The sequence below is a fragment of the Salipiger mangrovisoli genome (genome assembly GCF_015223355.1).
GTDB classification, from domain to species: Bacteria; Pseudomonadota; Alphaproteobacteria; order Rhodobacterales; family Rhodobacteraceae; genus Salipiger; species Salipiger mangrovisoli.
Window position 1 is genome coordinate 256,308 of the sequence record NZ_JADFFK010000003.1, and the last position, 22,250, is coordinate 278,557.

General features: G+C 66.7%; 17 protein-coding genes and 1 tRNA gene. 9 read left to right on the forward strand and 9 right to left on the reverse strand.

Annotated features, from left to right (window positions below):
* Positions 1–95: 95 nt before the first annotated feature.
* The 3 genes from IQ782_RS06230 to pyrC form a co-directional block, all read right to left on the reverse strand.
* Positions 96–1,583, reverse strand: coding sequence for a replicative DNA helicase (locus tag IQ782_RS06230; protein ID WP_194133755.1), 1,488 nt, complete (start codon positions 1,581–1,583; stop codon positions 96–98).
* Positions 1,584–1,858: 275 nt separating this feature from the next.
* Positions 1,859–2,536, reverse strand: coding sequence for an orotate phosphoribosyltransferase (locus tag IQ782_RS06235; RefSeq protein ID WP_095883243.1), 678 nt, complete (start codon positions 2,534–2,536; stop codon positions 1,859–1,861).
* 135 nt (positions 2,537–2,671) lie between these two features.
* Entirely contained in the window at positions 2,672–3,709 is a 1,038-nt protein-coding gene (gene pyrC, locus IQ782_RS06240; protein WP_194133756.1) for a dihydroorotase, read from the reverse strand.
* Between the two features lie 224 nt (positions 3,710–3,933).
* Here pyrC and cysK point away from each other — a divergent pair, with 224 nt between their 5' ends.
* Complete coding sequence (gene cysK, locus IQ782_RS06245; RefSeq protein WP_194133757.1) at positions 3,934–5,013, forward strand: cysteine synthase A; 1,080 nt, start codon at positions 3,934–3,936, stop codon at positions 5,011–5,013.
* 85 nt (positions 5,014–5,098) lie between these two features.
* Here cysK and IQ782_RS06250 read toward each other — a convergent pair whose 3' ends face one another.
* Complete coding sequence (locus IQ782_RS06250) at positions 5,099–6,289, reverse strand: cytochrome b/b6 domain-containing protein (RefSeq protein ID WP_194133758.1); 1,191 nt, start codon at positions 6,287–6,289, stop codon at positions 5,099–5,101.
* Positions 6,290–6,400: 111 nt separating this feature from the next.
* A complete protein-coding gene (locus tag IQ782_RS06255; protein ID WP_338092557.1) occupies positions 6,401–7,171 on the reverse strand; it encodes a hypothetical protein in 771 nt (256 codons plus the stop codon).
* A gap of 92 nt (positions 7,172–7,263) precedes the next feature.
* Between IQ782_RS06255 and IQ782_RS06260 the strand changes: the two genes are divergently transcribed.
* Entirely contained in the window at positions 7,264–8,136 is an 873-nt protein-coding gene (locus IQ782_RS06260) for a glycosyltransferase family 2 protein (protein WP_194133759.1), read from the forward strand.
* A 75-nt stretch (positions 8,137–8,211) separates the two neighbouring features.
* Here the strand turns inward: IQ782_RS06260 and IQ782_RS06265 are convergent, their stop codons facing one another.
* Both IQ782_RS06265 and IQ782_RS06270 read right to left on the reverse strand, forming a co-directional pair.
* On the reverse strand, positions 8,212–8,751 hold the full coding sequence (locus tag IQ782_RS06265) for a hypothetical protein (protein WP_194133760.1): 540 nt from the start codon (positions 8,749–8,751) through the stop codon (positions 8,212–8,214).
* A gap of 316 nt (positions 8,752–9,067) precedes the next feature.
* Complete coding sequence (locus IQ782_RS06270; protein WP_194133806.1) at positions 9,068–10,450, reverse strand: M20/M25/M40 family metallo-hydrolase; 1,383 nt, start codon at positions 10,448–10,450, stop codon at positions 9,068–9,070.
* A gap of 721 nt (positions 10,451–11,171) precedes the next feature.
* On the opposite strand from IQ782_RS06270, the gene hemA reads away from it, so the two are divergent.
* The 4 genes from hemA (at position 11,172) to IQ782_RS30285 (ending at position 16,966) form a co-directional block, all read left to right on the forward strand.
* A complete protein-coding gene (gene hemA / locus IQ782_RS06275; protein ID WP_194133761.1) occupies positions 11,172–12,395 on the forward strand; it encodes a 5-aminolevulinate synthase in 1,224 nt (407 codons plus the stop codon).
* Positions 12,396–12,691: 296 nt separating this feature from the next.
* Positions 12,692–14,335 (forward strand): helix-turn-helix domain-containing protein, encoded by a 1,644-nt coding sequence (locus IQ782_RS06280; protein ID WP_240989130.1) that lies wholly within the window; start codon positions 12,692–12,694, stop codon positions 14,333–14,335.
* Between the two features lie 125 nt (positions 14,336–14,460).
* Complete coding sequence (gene ispG, locus IQ782_RS06285) at positions 14,461–15,594, forward strand: flavodoxin-dependent (E)-4-hydroxy-3-methylbut-2-enyl-diphosphate synthase (RefSeq protein ID WP_194133763.1); 1,134 nt, start codon at positions 14,461–14,463, stop codon at positions 15,592–15,594.
* A 4-nt stretch (positions 15,595–15,598) separates the two neighbouring features.
* Positions 15,599–16,966, forward strand: coding sequence for an ATP-binding protein (locus IQ782_RS30285; protein ID WP_194133764.1), 1,368 nt, complete (start codon positions 15,599–15,601; stop codon positions 16,964–16,966).
* Positions 16,967–16,969: 3 nt separating this feature from the next.
* Here the strand turns inward: IQ782_RS30285 and IQ782_RS06295 are convergent, their stop codons facing one another.
* Both IQ782_RS06295 and IQ782_RS06300 read right to left on the reverse strand, forming a co-directional pair.
* Positions 16,970–17,758, reverse strand: coding sequence for a DsbA family protein (locus IQ782_RS06295; RefSeq protein WP_194133765.1), 789 nt, complete (start codon positions 17,756–17,758; stop codon positions 16,970–16,972).
* A gap of 38 nt (positions 17,759–17,796) precedes the next feature.
* On the reverse strand, positions 17,797–19,137 hold the full coding sequence (locus IQ782_RS06300) for a M48 family metalloprotease (RefSeq protein ID WP_240989131.1): 1,341 nt from the start codon (positions 19,135–19,137) through the stop codon (positions 17,797–17,799).
* A gap of 67 nt (positions 19,138–19,204) precedes the next feature.
* Here IQ782_RS06300 and IQ782_RS06305 point away from each other — a divergent pair, with 67 nt between their 5' ends.
* The 3 genes from IQ782_RS06305 to IQ782_RS06315 all read left to right on the forward strand — a co-directional run bounded on the left by IQ782_RS06305 (position 19,205) and on the right by IQ782_RS06315 (position 22,002).
* Entirely contained in the window at positions 19,205–20,350 is a 1,146-nt protein-coding gene (locus tag IQ782_RS06305; protein WP_194133767.1) for a pyridoxal phosphate-dependent aminotransferase, read from the forward strand.
* A 130-nt stretch (positions 20,351–20,480) separates the two neighbouring features.
* Positions 20,481–21,719 (forward strand): N-acetylmuramoyl-L-alanine amidase, encoded by a 1,239-nt coding sequence (locus IQ782_RS06310; protein WP_194133768.1) that lies wholly within the window; start codon positions 20,481–20,483, stop codon positions 21,717–21,719.
* 206 nt (positions 21,720–21,925) lie between these two features.
* A tRNA-Arg gene (locus IQ782_RS06315) sits at positions 21,926–22,002 on the forward strand.
* Positions 22,003–22,250 lie beyond the last annotated feature (248 nt).

Sequence of the window (22,250 nt, forward strand, 5' to 3'; positions counted from 1 at the left end):
AGCCCGTGACTCCGGGCCTGTGGTGCGGGCAGGCGCGGGGGTTTCACACCCCCGCACCCCCGTGGGATATTTTCGCCTAGAAGAAGGCGGGGGCGTCAGAAATTGTCGCCTTCGCCGTTCTGCCAGGGGCGCACGAGGTTGCCGAAGCGGGTGAAGCGGCCCTCGAAGCTGAGCTCCACCGTGCCGATCGGGCCGTGACGCTGCTTGCCGATGATCACCTCGGCCTTGCCGTGCAGGCGCTCCATGCGTTCCTGCCAGGCGGCCATCTCGTCGAGCCGGTCATCCGAGGGCTTCTCGCGCTCGACGTAGTATTCCTCGCGGAACACGAACATCACCACGTCGGCGTCCTGTTCGATCGAGCCCGATTCCCGCAGGTCCGAGAGCTGCGGGCGCTTGTCCTCGCGGCTTTCCACACCGCGCGACAGCTGCGAAAGCGCGATCACCGGGATGTTGAGTTCCTTGGCGATGGCCTTGAGGCCCATGGAGATCTCGGCGATCTCCTGCACCCGGTTCTCGGCGGTGCCGCGCACCAGCTGCAGGTAGTCGACCATCAGCACGTCGAGCCCATGGGTCCGCTTCAGCCGCCGCGCGCGGGCGGCGAGCTGGGCGATCGGGATGGCGGGCGTGTCGTCGATGAAGAGCGGGCAAGCCTCGAGGCTCTTCGCGGCATCGACGAAGCGGCGGAACTCGGCCTCGGTCATGTCGCCGCGGCGGATCTGCTCGGAGGGGACCTCGGCGGCTTCCGAGAGGATACGGGCGGCGAGCTGCTCGGCGCTCATCTCGAGCGAGTAGAAGCCCACGACGCCGCCTTCGATCGCCCCCTCGGTGCCGTCGTGACGGGTGCCCTTCTTGTAGGCCTTGGCGATGTTGAAGGCGATGTTGGTGGCCAGCGAGGTTTTCCCCATCGAGGGGCGCCCGGCGAGGATCAGAAGGTCCGAGGGGTGCAGCCCGCCCAGCTTCTTGTCCATGTCGATCAGGCCGGTGGAAACGCCGGCCAGCCCGCCCTCGCGCTGGTAGGCGGCATTCGCCACGTTCACCGCGTCGGTCACCGCGCGCAGGAAGGACTGGAAGCCGCCCTCGGTCTGGCCCTGTTCGGCGAGCTTGTAGAGTGCCTGCTCGGCCTGCACGATCTGTTCGCGCGGCTCGGACTTCACGTCGACCTTGGTGGCCCGGTCTGAGATGTCGCGGCCAAGCCGGATGAGATCGCGGCGCACCGCCAGATCGTAGATCATCTGCGCGTAGTCGCGCACGGCGAAGCTCGAGACCGCGGCGCCGGCGAGGCGGGCCAGATAGGCCGGCCCGCCCAGTTCCTTCAGCCCCTCGTCATCCTCCATGAAGGCCTTCAGCGTCACCGGGGACGCGAGGTTGTTCTTGGCGATGCGGGCGGCGGCGATCTCGAAGATGCGGCGGTGCACCGGATCGTAGAAATGCTGCGGGCCGAGGATGGCCGCGACCCGGTCGTAGACGTCGTTGTTGGTCAGGATCGCGCCAAGCAGCTGCTGCTCGGCCTCGATCGAATGCGGCATCGTGTCGGCCTGCTCGACCTCGACACCCGTGGCGTTGAATACGCTGTGATCGTTCATGCCTGTCCCCTTGGCCCATGCTGCCATGGGCCGACGTCCTTGCTGTCCCAGTCGATGTCCCGCCGGCTCCCCCGAGTCCCGCAGGTCCGAGCGTCATAGCGCGCCATGGGCCGCGGACCAATCTGGAAATCTCTGTGGACTATTTCGGGATAACCGGAAATGCGCCCGGTGCCCGCCGCTGCTCTTGAAGATATCGTAGCAGGCTCGGGATTTTTCGCAATATTTTGTGCACGTGTCGGGCGGGGTGCAAAGCGCCCCGCCAAGCGAAGACTATCTTATGCGCCGTTTTCCGCCTGCCATTTGCGCGGATCCTCGAGGAAAGCCTCGACCGCGGCCAGCGTCGCGGGCTCGAAGCCGCCGCGCGCCTTGGCCTCGGCCAGCACGTCGTGCCAGGTACAGAGGTAATGCAGCTCGACGCCGTGATCGCCCAGCGTCTTCGTGGTCTCGGGGAAGATGCCGTAGTAGAAGATCACCGCGGTATGCGCACAGGTGGCCCCGGTTTCGCGGATCGCGTCGACGAAGCTGAGCTTGGAGCCGCCGTCGGTGGTCAGATCCTCGACGAGCAGCACGCGCTGGCCCTCGGTCATCTTGCCCTCGATGCGGGCGTTGCGGCCGTATCCCTTGGGCTTCTTGCGCACGTAGGTCATCGGCAGCGCCATGCGCTCGGCCACCAGCGCGGCGAAGGGAATGCCCGCGGTCTCGCCACCGGCGATATTGTCGAAGGCCTCGAAACCGGCGTTGCGCATGACGGTGACGGTCAGGAAGTCCATCAGCGTCGAGCGGATGCGCGGATGCGAGATCGGCGTGCGGCAGTCGATGTAGACCGGCGAGGGCAGGCCGGAGGCGAGCTTGAAGGGCTCGTCGCCCATGAAATGCACCGCGCCGATCTCCCAGAGCATCCGGGCCGTCAGCCGGGCCATTTCTTCTTGCGAGGGATAGGACGAGGGGATCATGAGGGCAGCTCCTTTGAAAACCGCGCCCGCCTTAGCGCGAAACCGCGGGGGCGGGAAGGGCGCATCGTGCGCCGCCGCCCTGCTTCATTGTTCGGCAAATACGCCGGGGGTGCGGGGGCAGCGCCCCCGCGTCTGTCAGCCCTCGACCCGCCAGTGCAGCGGCATGCCCGGATCGAAGACGGTCACCGGTCCGGCGCCGGTCTCGATCTTGGCGGGGTAGGTCACGGGATCGCCCTTCACCAGCGTCACCGTCTCCTCGCTCACCGGCAGGCGGTAGAAGGCCGGACCGTTGCGCGAGGCGAAGGCCTCGAGCTTGTCCAGCGCGCCGTCCTGCTCGAAGACCTCGGCGAGGATCGACAGGGTGTTGGTCGCGGTGAAGCAGCCGGCGCAGCCGCAGGCGCTTTCCTTGGCCGGATCGGCATGCGGCGCGCTGTCGGTGCCGAGGAAGAAGCTGGCATCGCCCGAGGTCGCGGCCTCGCGCAGCGCCAGCCGGTGCTCCTCGCGCTTGGCGACGGGCAGGCAGTAGTAATGCGGCTTGATGCCGCCGACGAGGATGTGGTTGCGGTTGATCACCAGGTGATGCGTGGTGATCGTCGCGCCCAGATCGTCGCCGCCGGCGCGGGCATAGTCGACACCCTGCTTGGTGGTGATGTGTTCCATGACCACGCGCAGGCCGGGCGTGGCGCGGCGGATCGGGTCGAGCACGCGGTCGATGAACACCGCCTCGCGGTCGAAGATGTCGATGTCGCTGTCCACCACCTCGCCGTGCACGCAGAGCGGGATGCCCTTCTCGGCCATCAGCTCGAGCACCGGGCGCACCTTGTCGAAGTCGCGCACGCCGGAGGCGGAGTTGGTGGTGGCACCCGCCGGGTAGAGCTTCAGCGCGGTGATGATGCCCGCGTCATAGGCCGCGGCCACGTCCGCCGGATCGGTGGTCTCGGTCAGGTAGAGCGTCATCAGCGGAGTGAAACCGCTGCCCTCGGGCAGAGCCTTCAGGATTCGCTCGCGGTAGGCCGCGGCCTGGTCGCCGGTGACCACCGGCGGCACGAGGTTGGGCATGATGATCGCCCGGCCGAAGTGGCGGGCGGATTCGGGGGCGATGCCGGCCAGCATCTCGCCATCGCGGAGGTGCAGGTGCCAGTCGTCGGGGCGGCGGAGCGTGATCTGGGTCATGCCCCGCGCGTTAGCACGCGCGCGCGCGCCGGGCCAGATGGGTTGCGCACGGAGGGTGCGGGAAACGTCGAATTCCCGCGCCAGGGCCGCGCCGGGTCGCCCCGCCGATACCGTGCTGAAACAAGAACCGCCGCGGCTGAAACCCTTGCAACCCGGTTCTGCGCGCACCCCGTGCGGGTTTGGAGTATCCTGCCCCGACGGAAACATTGCCAGGGAGAAACACCATGGACGCCTCGACGCCCAGCGACACCATCGGCCGCGGCCGCCTCTACGACAGCATCGTCGACACCGTCGGCAACACGCCCGTGGTGCGGATCAACCACCTCGCCCCCGAGGGGGTGGAGATCTACGTGAAGACCGAATTCTTCAACCCCGCCGCCTCGGTCAAGGACCGGCTGGCGATGAGCATCATCGAGACCGCAGAGCGGAACGGCACGCTGAAGCCCGGCCAGACCGTGGTCGAGGCGACGAGCGGCAACACCGGCATCGGCCTTGCCATGGTCTGTGCCGCCAAGGGCTACCCGCTGGTGGTGACCATGGCCGACAGCTTCTCGGTCGAGCGGCGCAAGCTGATGCGGATGCTGGGCGCCAAGGTGGTGCTGACGCCGCGCGCCGAGAAGGGCTTCGGCATGTACCGCAAGGCGGTGGAACTGGCCCAGAAGAACGGCTGGTTTCTCGCCCGGCAGTTCGAGACCGAGGCCAATGCGGCCGTGCACGAGGCCACCACGGGACGCGAGATCGTAAATGATTTCAAGGGCAAGAACCTCGACTATTTCGTCACCGGCTACGGCACCGGTGGCACGGTTACCGGGGTCGCCCGGGTGCTGCGCAAGGAGCGCCCCGAGACCAAGATCGTCCTGTCCGAGCCGATGAACGCGCAGCTGGTGGGCAGCGGCATCGCGCAGGGCCGCGCCGAGGACGGATCGCCCACCGAGAGTCACAGCGCCTTCGAGCCGCATCCGATCCAGGGCTGGACCCCGGATTTCATCCCCGCCGTGCTGCAGGAGGGGCTCGACGCCGGGGCCTACGACGAGCTGATCCCGGTCGCCGGTCCCGACGGCATCGCCTGGGCCAGGAAGCTGGCGATGAAGGAAGGCATCCTGACCGGCGTCTCCGGCGGCTCCACCTTCGCCATCGCGATGAAGCTGGCCGAGACGGCGGAGCCCGGCACGGTGATCCTCGCCATGCTGCCCGACACCGGCGAGCGCTACATGTCCACGCCGCTCTTCGAGGGCATCGTCGAGGAGATGGACGAGGAAGAGCAGGCCCTGTCGCGTTCCACCCCGTCGAGCCAGATGGGCTGAGACGTAAAGAAGGGCGCGAGACATCCCGCGCCCTTCTTCTCTTTCCAAATACGCATGGCCGGACCTGCGGGCCATGCGCGCCGTGTCAGTTCCGCGTCGCGGTCAGCGCCACATCGACCTGCACCTCGAAGCTGAGCTGCGTCGCGTCGCCCATGCTGTCGCCGATCGCGTAGTCGCGCCGGTCGAGCGTGGTGCTTCCCTGCATGGTGGCGGTATCGCCGTCGAGCGTCAGCTCGAAGGGCAGGGTCACCGGTACCTCGGCACCTTTCAGCGTGAGCGTGCCCTGCGCCTCGTAGCCCGCCTCGCCGCGCAGGATCTCGGCCCGGAAGGTGGCGGTGGGATGCGCCTCGGCATCGAAGAAATCCGCCCCCAGGGCCTGCTTGCTCACCGAGCCGAGGGTCAGCGTCGGGATGGCGATCTGCACGGTCACATCGCCTGCCTTGCCCGGCGTCTCGCGCGGCTCGAAGGCGATCTCGGCGGTCCAGTCGGCGAAGCTGCCCTCGATCTCCTTGCCCATCTGCACGAGGCTGATGCCGAGCGTACCCTCGGTCACCTGCCAGTCGGACTGGGCGGCTTCGAGCTTCGGTGTCTCCGGGGCGCTTTCGCTGGCGAACATGCCCGCCGCGGCACCGCCGCCGATCAGCGCGGCCCATGCGGCCACGGCGAGCACGAGCGGACGGAAGACCCTGTGCCCCGCAGCAGGGGACCCTGCCGAGGCCCCCCGTAGCATCCGGGCCAGCGTGCCGTCGCGGTCGATCACCGCGTGCTTCAGCGCGCCTGCCACGTGCAGCGCAAGCGAGGCGACCAGCAGCCATTGCGCCAGGAAATGCACCGATGCGGCTGCTTCCGCCACGCGATCGGAGTTGGGCACGAAGGGCAGGTCCTGCCCGAAGGGCCAGAGGATCGGCGCGAAGCCCTCGGTGGCGGCATGTTCCACCCAGCCCGAAAGCGGCACGATCACCAAGGTCGAATAGAGCAGCCAGTGCACCGTTTCGGCGGCGAAATTCTCGGCCTTTCGCTCGGGGTGCAACGGCGCGGGTTTCGGCTGGGTCAGCGCCCAGAGGATGCGGATCAGGGCAATGAAGAACAGCGCCACGCCGATCGTCTTGTGAAGCGAGAAGAGCTGCGCCTTGGTGGCCAGCTCGGCCTCGGTGCCCCAGGGCGAGAGATGCGCGATCCAGCCGAGCGGGATCATGATCAGGATGCCAAGCGCGGTCAGCCAATGCAGGCTGCGGGTGACGGCACCATAGGCGGTCTTCGTGTTGGCGAGGGACATCGGAGGTCTCCGGGCTCGGGATGGGGTTTGGCCGAAGATCGGGGATGCCGCGCCGCAGCGCAATTTGCGCGGATGCACAGACCCCGTGCGCGCGGCAGGGTGCGGATGTGATCAGTAGTGATAGCCGAGCGCCGTTTCGAGGGTCGGGTCGAGCCGGGCGCGCAGAAAGGCCATGTCCGCGGGGCAAAGCGTTGCCGGCGTGTGCGGGCGCGGCGTCGAGACGGCGGGCTTGAACCGGCTCCCAAGGCGCTTGTGCACCGGTCGATAGGGCGCGCCCTCGGGCAGGTGGAAGTGGCTGCGCAGGGTGCCGAGAAATGCCTCGGGGTGCTGCTGCACGGCCTCCAACCGGCAAAAGAGCAGCGCGCAGCCCCGGTTGAAGAAGCTGGTCAGCCCCTGGAGCTTGGCGCGGCGCAGGGTGAAGAGATCGGCGAAGGGGTCGCCTGTCAGCGGATGGCGATCGTGTTGCAGGGGCTGGCCCGCGCCGCCGAGGCTCTCGACCTGCGGGAAATAGCGTGGCCGGTCGGCGATGGTGGTCCATTCGGCGCGCAGGAACTCCGAAAACCCAAGAAGCTGCATGGCGGGCGGGCAATGCCAGGGCTTGGCGTGCATCGAGCGCGCCCAGTCCACGGCGTTGCGGGTGACGCAGACGATCAGCACATCCGGCGGGATCGCGGTCATCTGCGGAAAGCCGTGTTTCCAGCCGAGATCCTCGGTTGGAGTGAGCGGGGTATTTCGCCCGATCAGCCGCTTGATGAAATTGGTGCCCGAGCTGCGCTCGCCGAACACCTGGACGCGGGTGATGCCGGGGGCGGGGCGGTGAACCTGCCAGCCGGTGCTGCCGAACTCCTGCGCGATCATCGCGGCCTCGTGTTTTTTGGGCACGATACCGGGTCTCGGTGCAAATGGCGATTCTCATTTGAAGGCAATGCGCTATGCTGGGGGTGTGCAGGTTTCGTACGCGTTGGAGTGAGCAGATGCAGACCGTGGCCGCTGCCATCACCATGGTGCGCGACGATGTGTTTTTCCTGAAGGCGTGGCTGCGCCACTATGGGCGGCTGCTTGGCCGCGAGAATTGCTACGTCATCAATCATGGGCGCGGGGCCGAGGTCGCCGAGCTGGCCGAGGGCTGCAATGTCATCGGCATTCCGGGCGATCCCCATCCCAACTTCGACATGAAGCGCTGGCGGCTGCTGAATGGGCATGTGAACGGGCTGCGCAGCTACTACCGGCACGTCATCGTCGGCGACGTGGACGAGCTCGTGGTGCTCGACCCGGCCGCGGGCAACCTGCTGGATTTTCTCGCGCAACAGCCGCTGCGCAGGGTGCTGACGCCGGTGGGGCTCGAGTTGATCCATCGTCCCGACTGCGAGTCGCTGGATGTGGGTGAATGCCTGCTCGGGCCGCGCCGTTTCCTGCGCCATGCGCCGCATTACTCGAAGCCCTGCGTGCTGTCTCTCGGCACGAAGATCGCGCGCGGCGGACATTTTTCGCAGGCCTCTAAGCTGAATACGCCCGAGCCGCTCTACCTCATCCATCTGAAATACTGCGACTACACGCAGTATGTCGCGGCGATGGACCGGCGCAATCGGGTCACGCAGGAGCTTGGGGTGGGGGTGAAGCAGGCTGCGATCGGCCAGCACTGGTTCGCCGAGGCACGTGGCGAGGACAGCGCGACCTTCGCGGCGTTTGCAGCCCTGCCACTGGCCGAGGCGTTCGATTTCTCGAAGGTGCGGCGCCGAATGCACCGAAGCTGGAAGCCTCGGGGCGAGACCGGCTACTGGCAGTTCGACCGGCCCGAGGCAGACAGGCAATACGTCTTGCCTGACAGGTTCTTCGGCCTGGTCTGAACCGCGGCCCCGCGGCGGCACGCGATCCCGCGCCGCCCTGATGTTCGTGATTGAGCCTGCGAAAGACTGCCTTGCTCAGTTGCCGAGCGCGGTGACGAAGGTGGCGCCGCGGATGTCGAGGCCGCTGGTGGCGCGAACCGAGTTGCTGGCCGAAACGATCATGTCGCGCGAATTCTCGTCCAGCAGGCCGAGGCCGGTCTCGTAGACATGGGCAGGGATCAGGCTCATCACGGCGGCCGCGGCGATGCCTGCGAGGAGGCCAGCGGAATTGCTGCGGGCCGAGCCGCGACGGCTCACCACGCGCAGCAGGTGCATCATGACCATGACGCCAGAAACGGCGAGCAGCGCGGCGATCGCTCCGAAGATGTAGACATGATATTGCTCGGGCAGGCTGCCTTGCAGAAGGCTGGCTTCGATCGCCGGTTGGTTGCGGGCAACGGCGATCACCACGCCGGCCCAGAGAAAGCCGCAGAGACCCGAGACGAGCGGACGCTTGGACGTGCGAGCGGGTGTGCCTGCGACGGCGGCACCCTGAGTGGCGAACTGCGGATCGATGCGCCGGACCCGGGCTTCGAAATCTGCATGTGTCACTTTGCGGACTGCATAGGCTCTCATGATCCTAGCTCCTTCTGCCAGTAGCCGCCGGCTTTCTGCCAGCAGGGGGCTATTCAAGCTCCCGTTGAATCGACGCTAGGAATCGAATGTGGCGAAATGTGGCGGCAAATGTGGCTGGTGCCGGATATCTTCTTGGCGAATTGGGACATCCGTCCGGGACATCGACCTATCCCTTCGGATTGGTCGCTCTAGCAGCCCTGAAAATAAGGGTTTTTGCGATCTGTCGGCGCCGCGACGGAATTTCATGAATGCTATTCAAATGCAGAAGGTTGGCGGGGCGCCATGTCGGCGTCCCGCCAAGAAATCGGCTTAGATCTTAAGCAGCGCTAACCATTGCGTCGAGAATCCGCGCCCAGCTGCGGATGCCCTTGTGGAACGATTCGAGGTCGTACTTCTCGTTGGGCGAATGCAGCTGGTCGTCGTCCTTGCCCCAGCCAACCAGCATGGCATCCATGCCGAGGATGTTCTGGAAGTAGCCTGCGATGGGGATCGAGCCGCCGCAGCCCGCATAGGCCGCCGGTTCGTCCCATTCGTCGCCAAGCGCCTTGCGCGCCGCCTCGAACCCGGGGTGGGTGGTGTTCATCTCGGAGGCAGGCGAGCAGCTGTGGTCCTTCCACTCGACCGAGCAGTCCGAGGGCACCTGCGCCTCTACCCAGGCGCGGAAGTTCTTGCGGATCGCCTGCGGGTCCTGCGTGCCGACAAGGCGGAAGCTGATCTTGGCCGAGGCCTCGGCGGGCAGCACGGTCTTGAAGCCGGCGCCGGTGTAGCCGCCCCAGATGCCATTGATCTCGGCGGTCGGGCGCGACCAGATCATCTCGATCGGCAGGTGATCCTTCTCGCCCGCGGGCTCGGAGAGGCCGACGCCGCCGAGGAAGGCCTTGTCGTCGAACTCCAGCGCCTTCCACTGATCGAGGATCTCAGCCGGCAGGTCGGGCACGCCTTCGTAGATCTCGGGGACCTGGATCGTGCCATTCTCGTCGAAAAGCCCGCCGAGGATCTTTGTCAGCACGCGGATCGGGTTCATCGCGACGCCGCCATACATGCCCGAGTGCAGATCCTTGTCGGCCGCCTTGATGGTCAGTTCTTCGCCGAGCAGTCCGCGCAGGCGGGTGATGATCGCCGGGGTCTTCGACTGGAACAGGCCGGTGTCGCAGATCAGCGCGATCTCGGCCTGTTTCAGCTCCTCGGCGTTCTCCTTCATGAAGGGGATCAGCGACGGCGAGCCGCTCTCTTCCTCGCCCTCGAAGAAGAAGGTGATCTTGCAGGGCAGGGTGCCGTGCACCGCCTTCCAGGCGCGGCAGGCCTCGATGAAGGTCATCAGCTGGCCCTTGTCGTCCGACGAGCCGCGGCCGCGGATCACCTTGCCCTTGGCGGTCTCCTCGATCGCCGGATCGAAGGGGTCGCGGTTCCACAGGTTCAGCGGATCGACGGGCTGCACATCATAGTGTCCATAGAAAAGGACGTGCGGACCCGGTCCGTCAACATGGCCGACCACCATCGGATGACCAGGGGTGGGGCGCTTGCTGGCTTCGATGCCGATGCCGGCGAGATCGGCGACCAGCCAGTCGGCGGCCGTGTCGCAGGCCTCCTTATAGGCCGGGTCCGTCGAGATCGAAGGGATTCGCAGCAGCTCGAGCAGGCGGTCAATCGCGTGCGGCAGATCGGCGTCGATCTTGGTGAGGACGGTGTCCAGGGACACGTTTTCTTGAGCCATGGGGGGTTCCTTCTTGCGGGTTGCGCGGAGGGTACCACCCGCCCCGTCGCTGTCCAGAGCCCAAGCCGGATCGCGCCGATCGGGCTGAGACCGCCCGGAGCGCGAGAAGCACCACGAGCGCTCCCATGCCCTGCCTTGGGCGCAGGCCCACGCCGATGCAGACCGCGTCGAGCGGCACTAGAACGGAGTCGGCCACAACGATCATGATAGCGAGCTAGCGAAGCTCGAAACGCCGCTTCAGAGAGGCTTTGCAATAAAAATACATCCAAAACATAGGGTTGATTTGATTTCGAGACGGCCCATCTGATCCGATGAGGACGATGTTATGCGCGCGGCGGCGCGCGCGAACTTGGCGCGGCGACAAGGGCCAGAAGCACCGCGCGCGTGCTGACAGGCGGAAATGTGGGCGTGAGCGCTCAGGGCGATCGCTGCGCCATCCGGGAGCGGCAAAGGGCAGGGCAACATGGGAAATCGGCTTTGACAGACTGCGCCTATGCGCGTCGCGCGACCAGTATGGGAAACCTTTCCTTGAAAGTTATCTCTGGGACTCTTGATTCAAATCAAGGGCGCGACGGTTAGTCTCATTCTAAAGCGTGGACATGGGGCGGACCTAACGGTATCCATTCACGACCACGAATGCGGCCCCTCAGACCGCATAAGCGCCGCGCCGAACGCGGCCTCTACAAGATGAAGGAAGGAGATACCGGTGGACTACACCGCGAAGCTCGACGAAGCCCTTGACCGTCTTCACGCCGAGGGGCGCTATCGCACCTTCATCGACATCGAACGCAAGAACGGCCGTTTTCCCCACGCCATGTGGCGCAAACCGGACGGCAGCGAGATGCCGATCACGGTGTGGTGCGGAAACGACTACCTGGGCATGGGGCAGCACCCGGTGGTGCTCGCCGCGATGCACGAAGCCATCGACGCCACCGGCGCGGGCTCGGGCGGTACGCGCAACATCTCGGGCACCACGGTCTATCACAAGCGGCTCGAGGCCGAGTTGGCAGACCTGCACCAGAAGGAGGCCGCGCTGGTCTTCTCCTCGGCCTATATCGCCAACGACGCGACGCTCTCGACCCTTCCCAAGCTGTTTCCCGGCCTGATCATCTATTCGGACGAGCTGAACCACGCCTCGATGATCGAGGGCATCAAGCGCAACGGCGGGGCCAAGCGAATCTTCCGCCACAACGACGTCCAGCACCTGCGCGAGCTGATGGCCGCCGATGACCCTGCGGCGCCCAAGCTCATTGCCTTCGAGTCGGTCTACTCGATGGATGGCGATTTCGGCCCCATCGAAGAGATCTGCGACATCGCCGACGAGTTCGGCGCGCTGACCTATCTCGACGAGGTGCATGCGGTCGGCATGTACGGCCCGCGCGGCGGCGGCGTTGCCGAGCGCGACAACCTGCTTCACCGGATCGACATCGTCAACGGCACGCTCGGAAAGGCCTTCGGCGTCTTCGGCGGCTACATCGCGGCCTCCGAGAAGATGTGTGACGCGGTGCGCTCCTATGCGCCGGGTTTCATCTTCACCACCTCGATCCCGCCGGCTGTGGCCGCGGGAGCGGCGGCCTCGATCGCCCACCTCAAGCAGGACCAGGCTCTGCGAGAGCGGCACCAGACTCAGGCGAAAATCCTCAAGCTGCGGCTGAAGGGCCTGGGCATGCCGATCATCGATCACGGCTCGCACATCGTGCCGGTGATCGTCGGCAACCCGGTGCACACCAAGAAACTGTCGGACATGCTGCTCGAGGGCTACGGCATCTACGTGCAGCCGATCAACTTCCCGACGGTGCCGCGCGGGACCGAACGGCTGCGGTTCACCCCTTCGCCGGTGCACGGGCCGAACGAGATGGACAAGCTGATTCAGGCGATGGATGCGCTGTGGTCGCATTGCGCCCTGAACCGTCAGGAATTGAGCGCCTGATCCCGCCTATGGGCGTGAGGTCCGTCTTCGAGCTTGCGTGATTATGGCCCCGCGGTTTCCAAAATCGCGGGGTCTTGCTTTGTTCCGGAAACTGCCCTCGGGGCATGTGGAAAACACATGCATCCTGCGCAGAAGCGCGCCGATGACCCCCCTGATATTGTGTAATTTCAGTTGTTCTGTGCTAACGTAACCTCAATAAAGGCCGCGACCCGAATCGCGAGCCCGTGATTTGGCAGGCGCAGTCTGAGACGGTGGAGCACAAGGCGGAACGCATGATTGGGCGTAATTCCCCTCGTATGTCTGAAGGCGATGTGGACGCGGATACCTCTCCGCGTGGCTTCGACGACTTCACTCTGGAGCTTGGCGATGTCATGCGCGGCGAACGCGCGACGATGGGCAAATCGCTGCTCGACGTTCAGCGCGAGCTGAGGATCAAGGCCAGCTATATCGCCGCCATCGAGAACTGCGATCCCTCGGCTTTCGACACCCCCGGCTTTATCGCGGGCTACGTGCGCTCCTATGCACGCTACCTCGGCATGGACCCCGACGAATGCTATCGGCTGTTCTGCGAAGAGAGCGGATTTGCCGTCGCGCACGGCATGTCGGAAAAAGCCTCGACCATCCGCAAGGGCAAGGGTGATCTGCCCGCGCCGGCCGCGCGCAACATCTTCGAACAGCCCCGGATGCCGTTTGTGCCTGCGGGGGACTCCTTCTTCTCTCGCATCGAGCCCGGCGCCATCGGCTCGCTGCTCGTGCTGGTCGCGCTGCTTGGCGGGATCGGGTACGGCGGTTACGCGGTGCTGCGCGAGGTGCAGCGGGTGCAGGTCGCGCCAGTGGACCAGACGCCTCTGGTGTTGAGTGATCTCGATCCGGTGCAGAGCTCGGCCGTCCCCTCATCGCAGGAAGGGTCCGAACAGGTCGCCAGCGCCGATGGGGCCGGGCCGTTCACGCCGCCGTCGAACGAGGCGCTGGACCGGCTCTACCGGCCCAAGGCACTCGACGTACCGGTGCTGGTCGCACGCGACGCGCCGATCTCGTCGCTAGATCCCTCGACGGTGGGGGCCTATGCGCAGGCCGAACGGAACCAGTTGCCGCAGGTCGATACCACGACTGCCGGTGCCGAAATGCAGGTGGCCGGTCTTCCGGCACCGCTGCCGGCCGCGATGCAGCCGCAGAGCATTCTTGGCGGCAAGGCGGTGACTCTGCTTGCCGTGCGTCCGGCCTGGGTGCGCGTGCGGGGTGGAAATGGCACGGTGCTCTATGAACGAGTGATGGAACCCGGCGACACCTGGACCGTGCCCGAAGGGCAGAGCGATGCGAGCCTCACGGTGGGCGAGTCCGGTGCTCTCTATCTCGCCACCAACGGTCAGACCCTCGGCCCGCTGGGTCCGAAGGGGCAGGTGACGCGCGATGTGGCGCTGGTTCCCGAGGTGGTGAGTGCCGCGTATAAACCGGCGGAGCCGCAGGCGGACGCCGATCTGCAACGGGTGCTGGCCAAGCTCACCGAAACCGCGCTGCCCTCGGCGGAGCAGACGCAGCTGGCACAGGCCGCTCCGGCGGTGACCCAGCCCGGCGCGCCCAAGGTGCTTCAGGACCGTGCCCCTGGCGTGACGATGATCGCCGTGCGCCCGGCCTGGGTGCGCGTGCGTTCGGCCGACGGCTCGGTCATTTTCGAAAAGACCATGCGTGCGGGAGACACCTGGACCGCCCCGGCCACCCAGGATCCGGCGAGCCTTCGGGTCGGAGAATCCGGTGCGGTCTATTTCGCGGTGAACGGCCAGACCTACGGTCCGGTCGGGGCTGCCGGAACGGTGACCAAGAACCTGCCGCTCTCGGTCGAGCATCTGACCAGCGCCTTTAAGGTCGCCGATCTCAGCCGGGATGCCGATCTTTCGCGGGTGGTCGCGGAGCTCAGCAGCGATCTGGCCCGCGCCGACTGATCCTTTCTTGACGCGATTGTGGGGCCTGAGCCTAGTTCCTGCGGCGCTCGCCTCTGGTTTCGCACGGCTGTGGGCGCTATGTTGAGGCCGAATACCAACGTATGCCCTCAGGAGGCTTCTCGTCCATGAGCCACAATCCGATCCGCCCCTGGCGCAGCATCGAGCGCCGCAAGTCCCGGCAGATCATGGTGGGCAATGTGCCGGTGGGGGGCGATGCTCCGATCAGCGTCCAGACGATGACCAACACCATCACCACCGACGTGAAGGCCACGGTCGAGCAGGTGCAGCGCGCCGCCGAAGCCGGGGCAGACATCGTGCGCGTCTCGGTGCCCGACGAGGCCAGCTCGAAGGCGCTGAAGGAGATCGTGCGCGAGAGCCCGGTGCCGATCGTCGCGGACATCCATTTCCACTACAAGCGCGGCATCGAAAGCGCCCTTGCCGGTGCCGCCTGCCTGCGCATCAACCCCGGCAACATCGGCAGCCCCGAGCGCGTGCGTGAAGTGATTGCCGCAGCCCGCGACAACGGCTGCTCGATGCGCATCGGGGTAAACGGCGGGTCGCTGGAAAAGCACCTGCTGGAGAAATACGGCGAGCCGTGCCCCGAGGCGATGGTCGAGTCCGCACTCGATCACATCCGCATCCTCGAGGACAACGATTTCCACGAGTTCAAGATCTCGGTGAAGGCCTCGGACGTGTTCCTTTCGGCCGCCGCCTACATGGGCTTGGCGGAAGCGACCGACAAGCCCATTCACCTCGGGATCACCGAGGCGGGCGGGCTGACCTCGGGCACCATCAAGAGCGCCATCGGCCTTGGCCAGCTGCTGTGGATGGGCATCGGTGACACGCTGCGCGTCTCGCTTTCCGCCGACCCGGTCGAAGAGGTGAAGGTCGGTTACGAGATCCTCAAGTCGCTTGGGTTGCGTCACCGCGGGGTCAACATCATTTCCTGCCCGTCCTGCGCGCGGCAGGGCTTCGATGTGATCAAGACCGTCGAGGCGCTGGAGCAGCGTCTCGAGCACATCAAGACGCCGATGTCGCTGTCGATCATCGGCTGCGTGGTGAACGGGCCGGGCGAGGCGCTGATGACCGACGTCGGGTTCACCGGCGGCGGTGCGGGCTCGGGCATGGTCTACTTGGCGGGCAAGGCCAGCCACAAGATGTCCAACGAGCAGATGATCGAGCATATCGTCGAGGAAGTCGAAAAGAAGGCCGCCCAGATCGAGGCCGAGGAGGCCTCGAAAGCTCAGGCCGCGGAGTAGGCCGGTGCGGCGGTGGGTGCGCGCTCTGGCCGGGCTTATCCCCGCCGCTGGCGAGCCCCTGGATTTCACCGAGCTCCGGAGCCTCGAGGGCATGCGCCGCGCGCAGGGGCTGATGAGCATCGGGCTGATCTCGAGCGCCACGTTGGCGATCTGGGCCTTCATGGGGGTCGCGCCCTTGCTGCCCTGGCTCTGCGCGATGCTGGTGACCTTCGCCCTGCATTCCCACGTGGTGAGCAGCTTGCCGGACCGCGGCGTTCGGCGGCAGCTGCTGCTGCCCGTGGCGACGCTGGTGATTTCGGGACTCGCCTATATTGCGGGCGGCATGATCCTCTGGATGCAGGACGAGCCGGGCCTGTCGATCCTGTCGCTGATGTTCATCTTCGTGGCGCTGCTCAACACCCTGTCCTACCGGGTCCAGATGCGGCTCTTGCTGGTCCTCGATTTGTCGCTCATGGGCATCGGCGTCTTTGCCCGCGCCGGTTGGCTCTGGTATGCCGCGCCGGGCGCGGCCGACACCATGCTGGTGAGCACGGCGCTGGTGATCTGCTACCTCTATTTCTGCCGCGTGGCCTGGAATGTGCTGCGCACCCGTGAGGACCTGGAAGCCGCTGCCCGCGCGGCACTCGCCAAGGCGCGCGGCCGCGCGATGGAGCAGCTGACCGGCGGCGTGGCGCATGATTTCAACAACTTGCTGACCGCGGTTCTGGGGAATATGGAATTGGCGCGTCTGTCGCGCAGCGCCAGCGAGCGCGACGAGCTGATGGACGAGGCCGAGCGCGCCGCGCGGCGGGGGGCGGAACTGACCGGGCAGTTGCTGGCGATGGCAAGCTGCGCGCGGCTCAGGCCGGTCACGATGTCTGCCAGCGAAGCGTTACACGGCCTGTCCAAGCGCGCGGGCGATCTGATGACGCCGGACCATAAGTTGAGCGTCGAGATTGCGCCGGGCCTGCCGCTGATCCGGGTCGACGGGCCGAGGTTGCAGACCTGCCTGCTGGAACTCCTTTCGAATGCCCGCGATGCGATGCCGGACGGTGGTGCGATCGAATTGCGCGTTCAACCTTCGGGAGCCGGCGTGTGTTTCGAGCTGCGCGACCACGGCAGCGGCATTCCGGCTGATCTGCTGCCGCTCGTCTGCGAGCCCTATTTCACCACCAAGCCAGTGGGCGAGGGATCGGGGCTGGGGCTGGCGATCCTGCGAGGCTTCGCCGAGCAGTCGGGCGGCACCTTCAAACTGGCCAAGCCCGATTTCGGGCCCGGGACCTGTGCGCGGCTGGTCTTTCCCGCCGCGGCGGATCAATCGAAGGCGGCGTTGGGACCGGCCGGAGCCGGTCCGCAGCCGAGAACGGCGCGCGTCGCTTCCGCCGCCGAATAGCGCTCAGCTGTCCTCGCGGATCTGGTCGAGGATCTGGCGCATGCCATCAATCGGCACGTAGCCACGCAGCATCTGGTCGCCGAACACGAACGTCGGCGTGCCGCTGATCTGGAGCTTCGACGCCAGCTCGTGCGTTTCCTTGATGCGGCGGTCCACCTCGGGGTCGGCCATCTTCGCAAGGATGGCATCCGAATCCAGCCCCAACGTGCTCGCCAGTTTCGACAGCACCGGCTCGGTCGGCTGCTGCTTGAGCGAGATCAGCGCGTCGTGCATCTGCTTGTAGGCGTCGGGCCCGGCAACCAGCATGGTGGCCAGCGCAAAGCGCGAGGAGGTCATGGAGTCCTGTCCAAGGATCGGGAACTCCTTGATGATGATGCGGATGTTGCCATCGCTCTTCACCAGTTCCTCGACCTCGGGGAAGGCCTTGCGGCAGTAGCCGCAACGGTAGTCCGAGAATTCCACGATGGTCACGTCGCCGTCGGGGTTTCCTCCGACCCAGCTGTAGCCGTCGTCGAAGAGCGCGGCCGCGTTGGACGAGACCAGCTGGTCATCCGCCGCGGCCTGCTGCTCGGCCTGACGGGCCTCGAGCGCGCTCACCGCTTCCATGATCACCTCGGGGTTGTCGAGCAGGTACTCGCGAACCTCGGCGCGGAAGGCCTCGCGCTGTTCGGGCGTCAGCTTTTGCAGGTCGAAATCCTGCGCCAGGGCAGGGGGCGCCAGGAGGCCGCTGGCGACGGCCAGCGAGGCGGCGGCGCGGCGAAATGCGGTGCGTCGGGTCGTTGGGAACTGCATCTTGTCTCCGTCGGTCAGGGGCGCCCGCTCGGGCGGTGTCAGCGGTCTCGTGCGGCGCGCTCTGATGCGTCTAGCACATCCTGCGCGCGGGTCCACGGGGCGGAACCGCGCGGCAGCAGATCCACCGCGCGTTTGGCGTGAATTCCGGCATCCTGCATCCGCCCCTCAAGCGCGTAGCGCTGCGCCGTAGCTTCAGAGGCCATGCCGGTATTGTCCGCGCGTGCATAGGCGACCGACAGATCGCGCAGGATGCGCGGGTCGGCCCAGTCACGGCCCCGGGCTTCTTCCAGGGTCGCGAGCGCGGCCTTGAACTGTCCCGAGGCGAGTTGCGCGCGCCCGAGCCCGCCGAGGATCTGCGCGTTGCGCGGGGCGAGGGCGCGGGCCTGGGCGTACACGCGGGCGGAGTCGGCGGGGCGGCGTCCCTCCAGCAGGATCTGCCCTTTGAGATCGTGGTAGAAAGGGTCCTTTGGCCGCAACGCGATGGCCCCGTCGATGGCGCGCAGGGCGCCGGGCAGATCGGACTGCCGATGCCGGGCGATCGCCTCGCGCATCCGCGCAATGTCCTGGCTGCCGCTGTCCTCCAGACGTCCAAGGGTCCAGCCGGGCGGGCGCAGGAAGGCCGAGAGCTTGCCGCGGGCGCGCAGGAACCAGTAGTCGGCAGCGGGATCGTTGCGCTCGGGCACCTTGGCGGCAGCGACAAGGCCCTGAGTGGCGCGGAAGCGGTCGCGCGTCAGCGGGTGGCTATGCATGTAGGGATCCTGCCGGCCGACGTTCAGCGCTTCCTGCCCGAGGAAAATCTCCTGTACCTGAAGCGCGCCGCGCGGATCGATGCCGGCCTGCACAAGCGTGCGGATCGAGGCGATGTCGGCCGAACTTTCCTCGGCGCGGGTATGGCCGAGGAAGCTGCGCAGCGCCGAGCTTTGCGTCCCGAGCATGATCCCCGCCGCGGCATCGCCACGGCCGGTGGCCGCCCCGGCGGCGGCGGCCAGGACCATGCCCAGCCCGGCGGCTGTGCGCGCCGCACGCATGTTGGCCATTCGCTGGGTGATATGGCCGCCGGTGATATGCGCCGCCTCGTGGGCGATCAGCGCTTGCAGCGACTTGGCGTCGGGCAGCTTCAGGATCAGCCCGGAATGCAGGAAGATGCGGGTCGTCTCGGTGACGAAAGCGTTCAGCCGTTCGTCCTTGATCACAAGGACCTCGACCTGCGACGGGCTCAGTCCGGCGGCGCGCAGGACCGGCGCGGCGATCTCCGAAAGCGCATGTTCGAGGTCGGCATCGCGCAGCATCGTCGCGGCGCGCGCCGATGGCGCCGCAAGCAGCAGCGCGGCCGCGCAAAGCGTGGCGATGAGGCGCAGCGCGGCGTGGTGTCCCGGCATTGACCCTCCCCCGGAAGCTTCGTACTCCGCCCGAAGACGATGTGCCGCGCCACCATGGGAGAGAGACATGCGAAACTCAAGCAGGGGGGCTGTTGATCCCTTCATCGTGATGGACGTGATGGAGCAGGCGCGTGCCGCCGAGGCCGCAGGCCGCCACATCATCCACATGGAGGTCGGCCAGCCCAGTTCTCCCGCACCCGAGGCCGCCCGCAAGGCACTGGCCGAGGCGATGGAAAACGATGCGCTCGGCTACACCGTGGCGCTTGGCATCCCCGCGCTGCGCGCGCGCATCGCGCGGCTCTACGGCGAATGGTACGATGTCGATCTCGATCCGAACCGGGTGGTTGTCACGCCGGGGTCTTCGGGCGGCTTCATCCTGGCCTTTTCGGCGCTCTTCGACGCGGGCGACCGGGTGCTGCTGGGTGCGCCGGGTTACCCGTCTTACCGGCAGATCCTGAAGGCGCTCGACCTCAATCCGGTGGAAGTGCAGACCGCGCCCGAGAACCGCTACCAGCTCGTGCCGCAGGACATCTCGGGCACCGATTGCGAGGGAGTCATGGTTGCCTCGCCGGGCAATCCGACCGGCACGATGCTCGGCAAGCCCGAACTTTCCGCACTGGTCGACGCGGCGCAGGCGCGCGGCGCCTCCTTCCTGTCCGATGAGATTTACCACGGGATCGACTATGACAAGAAGCCGGTCACCGCACTTCAGGTGTCCGACGACGTCTGCGTGATCAACTCCTTCTCCAAGTATTTCTCGATGACCGGCTGGCGGGTCGGTTGGCTGGTGGTGCCCGAGGCGCAGATCCGGCAGGTCGAGCGGTTGGCGCAGAACCTGTTCATCTGCGCGCCCAATGCCTCGCAGGTGGCGGCACTGGCGGCGATGGACGCACCGGATGAGTTGCAGGCAAACCTCGCCGTCTACGCCCGCAACCGCGCGCTGATGATGGAGCAGTTGCCGAAGGCGGGCTTCGATCGCATCGCGCCGCCGGACGGCGCCTTCTATGTCTATGCCGACGTGAGCCATCTGACCAAGGACAGCCGGGCCTTCGCCGCCGAGATCCTCGAGAAGGCCGGGGTGGCGGTGACCCCGGGCCTCGACTTCGACCCGGTTCGCGGGGCAGGGACGCTGCGGTTCTCCTACGCGCGCGGCACGGCGGAAATCGAGGAGGGTCTGTCTCGGCTCACCGCGTTCATGGCGGCCCGCGGCTGATCCGCATCCGCTCGGCGATGCCAGGCGGCCTCCGGCGCGCAAATTGAGCGTGCGGCAGGCGGCGTGGCAGGTGCGAATCCCGCGAGCCGCTGTTAGGCTCGCCGGCAACAACAAGAAGACAGACAGGCGGATGGGCAGATTTTTTCGGATCATCGCGGCAGGCGCGGTTCTTGCCCTGCTGGGCGGAGGCGCGCCGGCACAGGAGCTTGCGCCGGACCGGGCGCTCGGCGGGCAGGCGCGGTTCCTTGCCGGCTCGGTGACCGAGACCGGCTGGCGCAAGCGCACCGAGCTGACGCTTTCGCTGAGCCAGGGCGTGCCGTGGCGTGCGTTTACCCTGATCGATCCGCCGCGGCTGGTGATCGACTTCCGCGAGGTCGACTGGACCGGTGCCGAGCCCGCGGCGATGGACCGGTCGGAGGCGGTCGAGGACCTGCGCATGGGACCGTTCCGGTCCGGCTGGTCGCGGCTCGTCGCCGAGCTGGCGGGGCCGATGATCCTCGACCGCGCCGGGATGGCCGTTTCGGAAGAGACCGGCGAGGCGGAGCTTGCCCTGCGGCTCGCGACCAGCAGCGCCGAGGTCATGGCCGCGCACTCCGGCCTGCCGCGCGATCCGCGCTGGGACCTGCCCGAGCCGAAGGTCAAGGCCACGCCCCGCCGCGCCGAGGGTGCCCCGCTACGCATCGTGCTCGATCCCGGCCATGGGGGCATCGATCCGGGGGCGCAGCGCGATGGTCACAACGAGGCGGACCTTATGCTCACCTTCGCGCGCGATCTGCGCGACGTCCTGCGCCGGGCGGGCTACGAGGTGCTGATGACCCGCGACGCCGATGTCTTCGTCTCGCTCGAGGGGCGCGTCGCCCTGGCGCATGACGCCCGCGCCGATCTGTTCATCTCTCTGCACGCCGATGCCATCGAGCAGGGGGTGGCGCATGGTGCCACGGTCTACACGCTGGCCGACGAAGCCTCGGATGCCGCCTCGGCTGCGTTGGCCGAACGCCACGACCGCGACGACATCCTTGCGGGCCTCGATCTGTCGGGCTCGGACGACCGGGTCGCCAACGTGCTGCTCGACCTGGCGCGCCTGGACAATGCCCCGCGCGGCAAGGCCTTGGCGGGCCAGCTGGTGGCCGGTATCCGAAACGCTGTCGGGCAGGTGCACAAGCGCCCGCAACGCCAGGCAGGGTTCTCGGTGCTGAAGGCGGCGGACATTCCCTCGGTGTTGATCGAGGTCGGTTTCCTCTCCACCGAGGAAGACCTGCGTCATCTTCAGGATCGGGCGTGGCGGGCCGCCATGGCGGCCGGGATCCGGGATGGCATCCTTGCCTGGGCGCTGGAAGACGAGGCTCTGGCGCGCCTGCGTCGCCATTAGAGATCACCCTTCAGGGCGGCGGGGCAGACCCCCGCCACCTGACACCGATAGCGTCCCCGCGCCTTCCTGCCTGGGGGGCGTACACGCCACGGAAGCCGGGGTGTTGCGGGGGGACGACGACCACGGGCCGAGGCTGTCAAAGAACGCAGCCCCAGCGAGGATTTACGATTGCGGACCGGTATGCTTTGCCGTAAGACCCGCCGCAGGCACCCGTAGCTCAGCTGGATAGAGCGCTGCCCTCCGAAGGCAGAGGCCACAGGTTCGAATCCTGTCGGGTGCGCCACCTTATCAATGACTTAGCGCGTTTTTCTTGCTGGCCATTTCGGCTCGTGTGCCGTTGCTGTGTCAGAACGACCCGCATTTTGTTCTTACGCCGTTCTAGGTCGGCTGCTCGCAAGCCGATTCCATAGAGCGTGAGCTTGTCTACTCGTCCCATCTGAGTTCTTGAGAGACAAATTGGCTGAGTTCGCTGTTCACGAGTGACATGTGCGCGCCTAGGGTCAGGACCCATTGATTTGGTTGGGCGAGCGT

Coding starts and splice junctions, on each gene's coding strand:
- IQ782_RS06230 (WP_194133755.1), bottom strand. CDS start 1,583: ATGAACGATCACAGCGTATTCAACGCCACGGGTGTCGAGGTCGAGCAG.
- IQ782_RS06235 (WP_095883243.1), bottom strand. CDS start 2,536: ATGATCCCCTCGTCCTATCCCTCGCAAGAAGAAATGGCCCGGCTGACG.
- pyrC (WP_194133756.1), bottom strand. CDS start 3,709: ATGACCCAGATCACGCTCCGCCGCCCCGACGACTGGCACCTGCACCTC.
- cysK (WP_194133757.1), top strand. CDS start 3,934: ATGGACGCCTCGACGCCCAGCGACACCATCGGCCGCGGCCGCCTCTAC.
- IQ782_RS06250 (WP_194133758.1), bottom strand. CDS start 6,289: ATGTCCCTCGCCAACACGAAGACCGCCTATGGTGCCGTCACCCGCAGC.
- IQ782_RS06260 (WP_194133759.1), top strand. CDS start 7,264: ATGCAGACCGTGGCCGCTGCCATCACCATGGTGCGCGACGATGTGTTT.
- IQ782_RS06265 (WP_194133760.1), bottom strand. CDS start 8,751: ATGAGAGCCTATGCAGTCCGCAAAGTGACACATGCAGATTTCGAAGCC.
- IQ782_RS06280 (WP_240989130.1), top strand. CDS start 12,692: ATGTCTGAAGGCGATGTGGACGCGGATACCTCTCCGCGTGGCTTCGAC.
- ispG (WP_194133763.1), top strand. CDS start 14,461: ATGAGCCACAATCCGATCCGCCCCTGGCGCAGCATCGAGCGCCGCAAG.
- IQ782_RS06295 (WP_194133765.1), bottom strand. CDS start 17,758: ATGCAGTTCCCAACGACCCGACGCACCGCATTTCGCCGCGCCGCCGCC.
- IQ782_RS06300 (WP_240989131.1), bottom strand. CDS start 19,137: ATGCCGGGACACCACGCCGCGCTGCGCCTCATCGCCACGCTTTGCGCG.
- IQ782_RS06305 (WP_194133767.1), top strand. CDS start 19,205: ATGCGAAACTCAAGCAGGGGGGCTGTTGATCCCTTCATCGTGATGGAC.
- IQ782_RS06310 (WP_194133768.1), top strand. CDS start 20,481: ATGGGCAGATTTTTTCGGATCATCGCGGCAGGCGCGGTTCTTGCCCTG.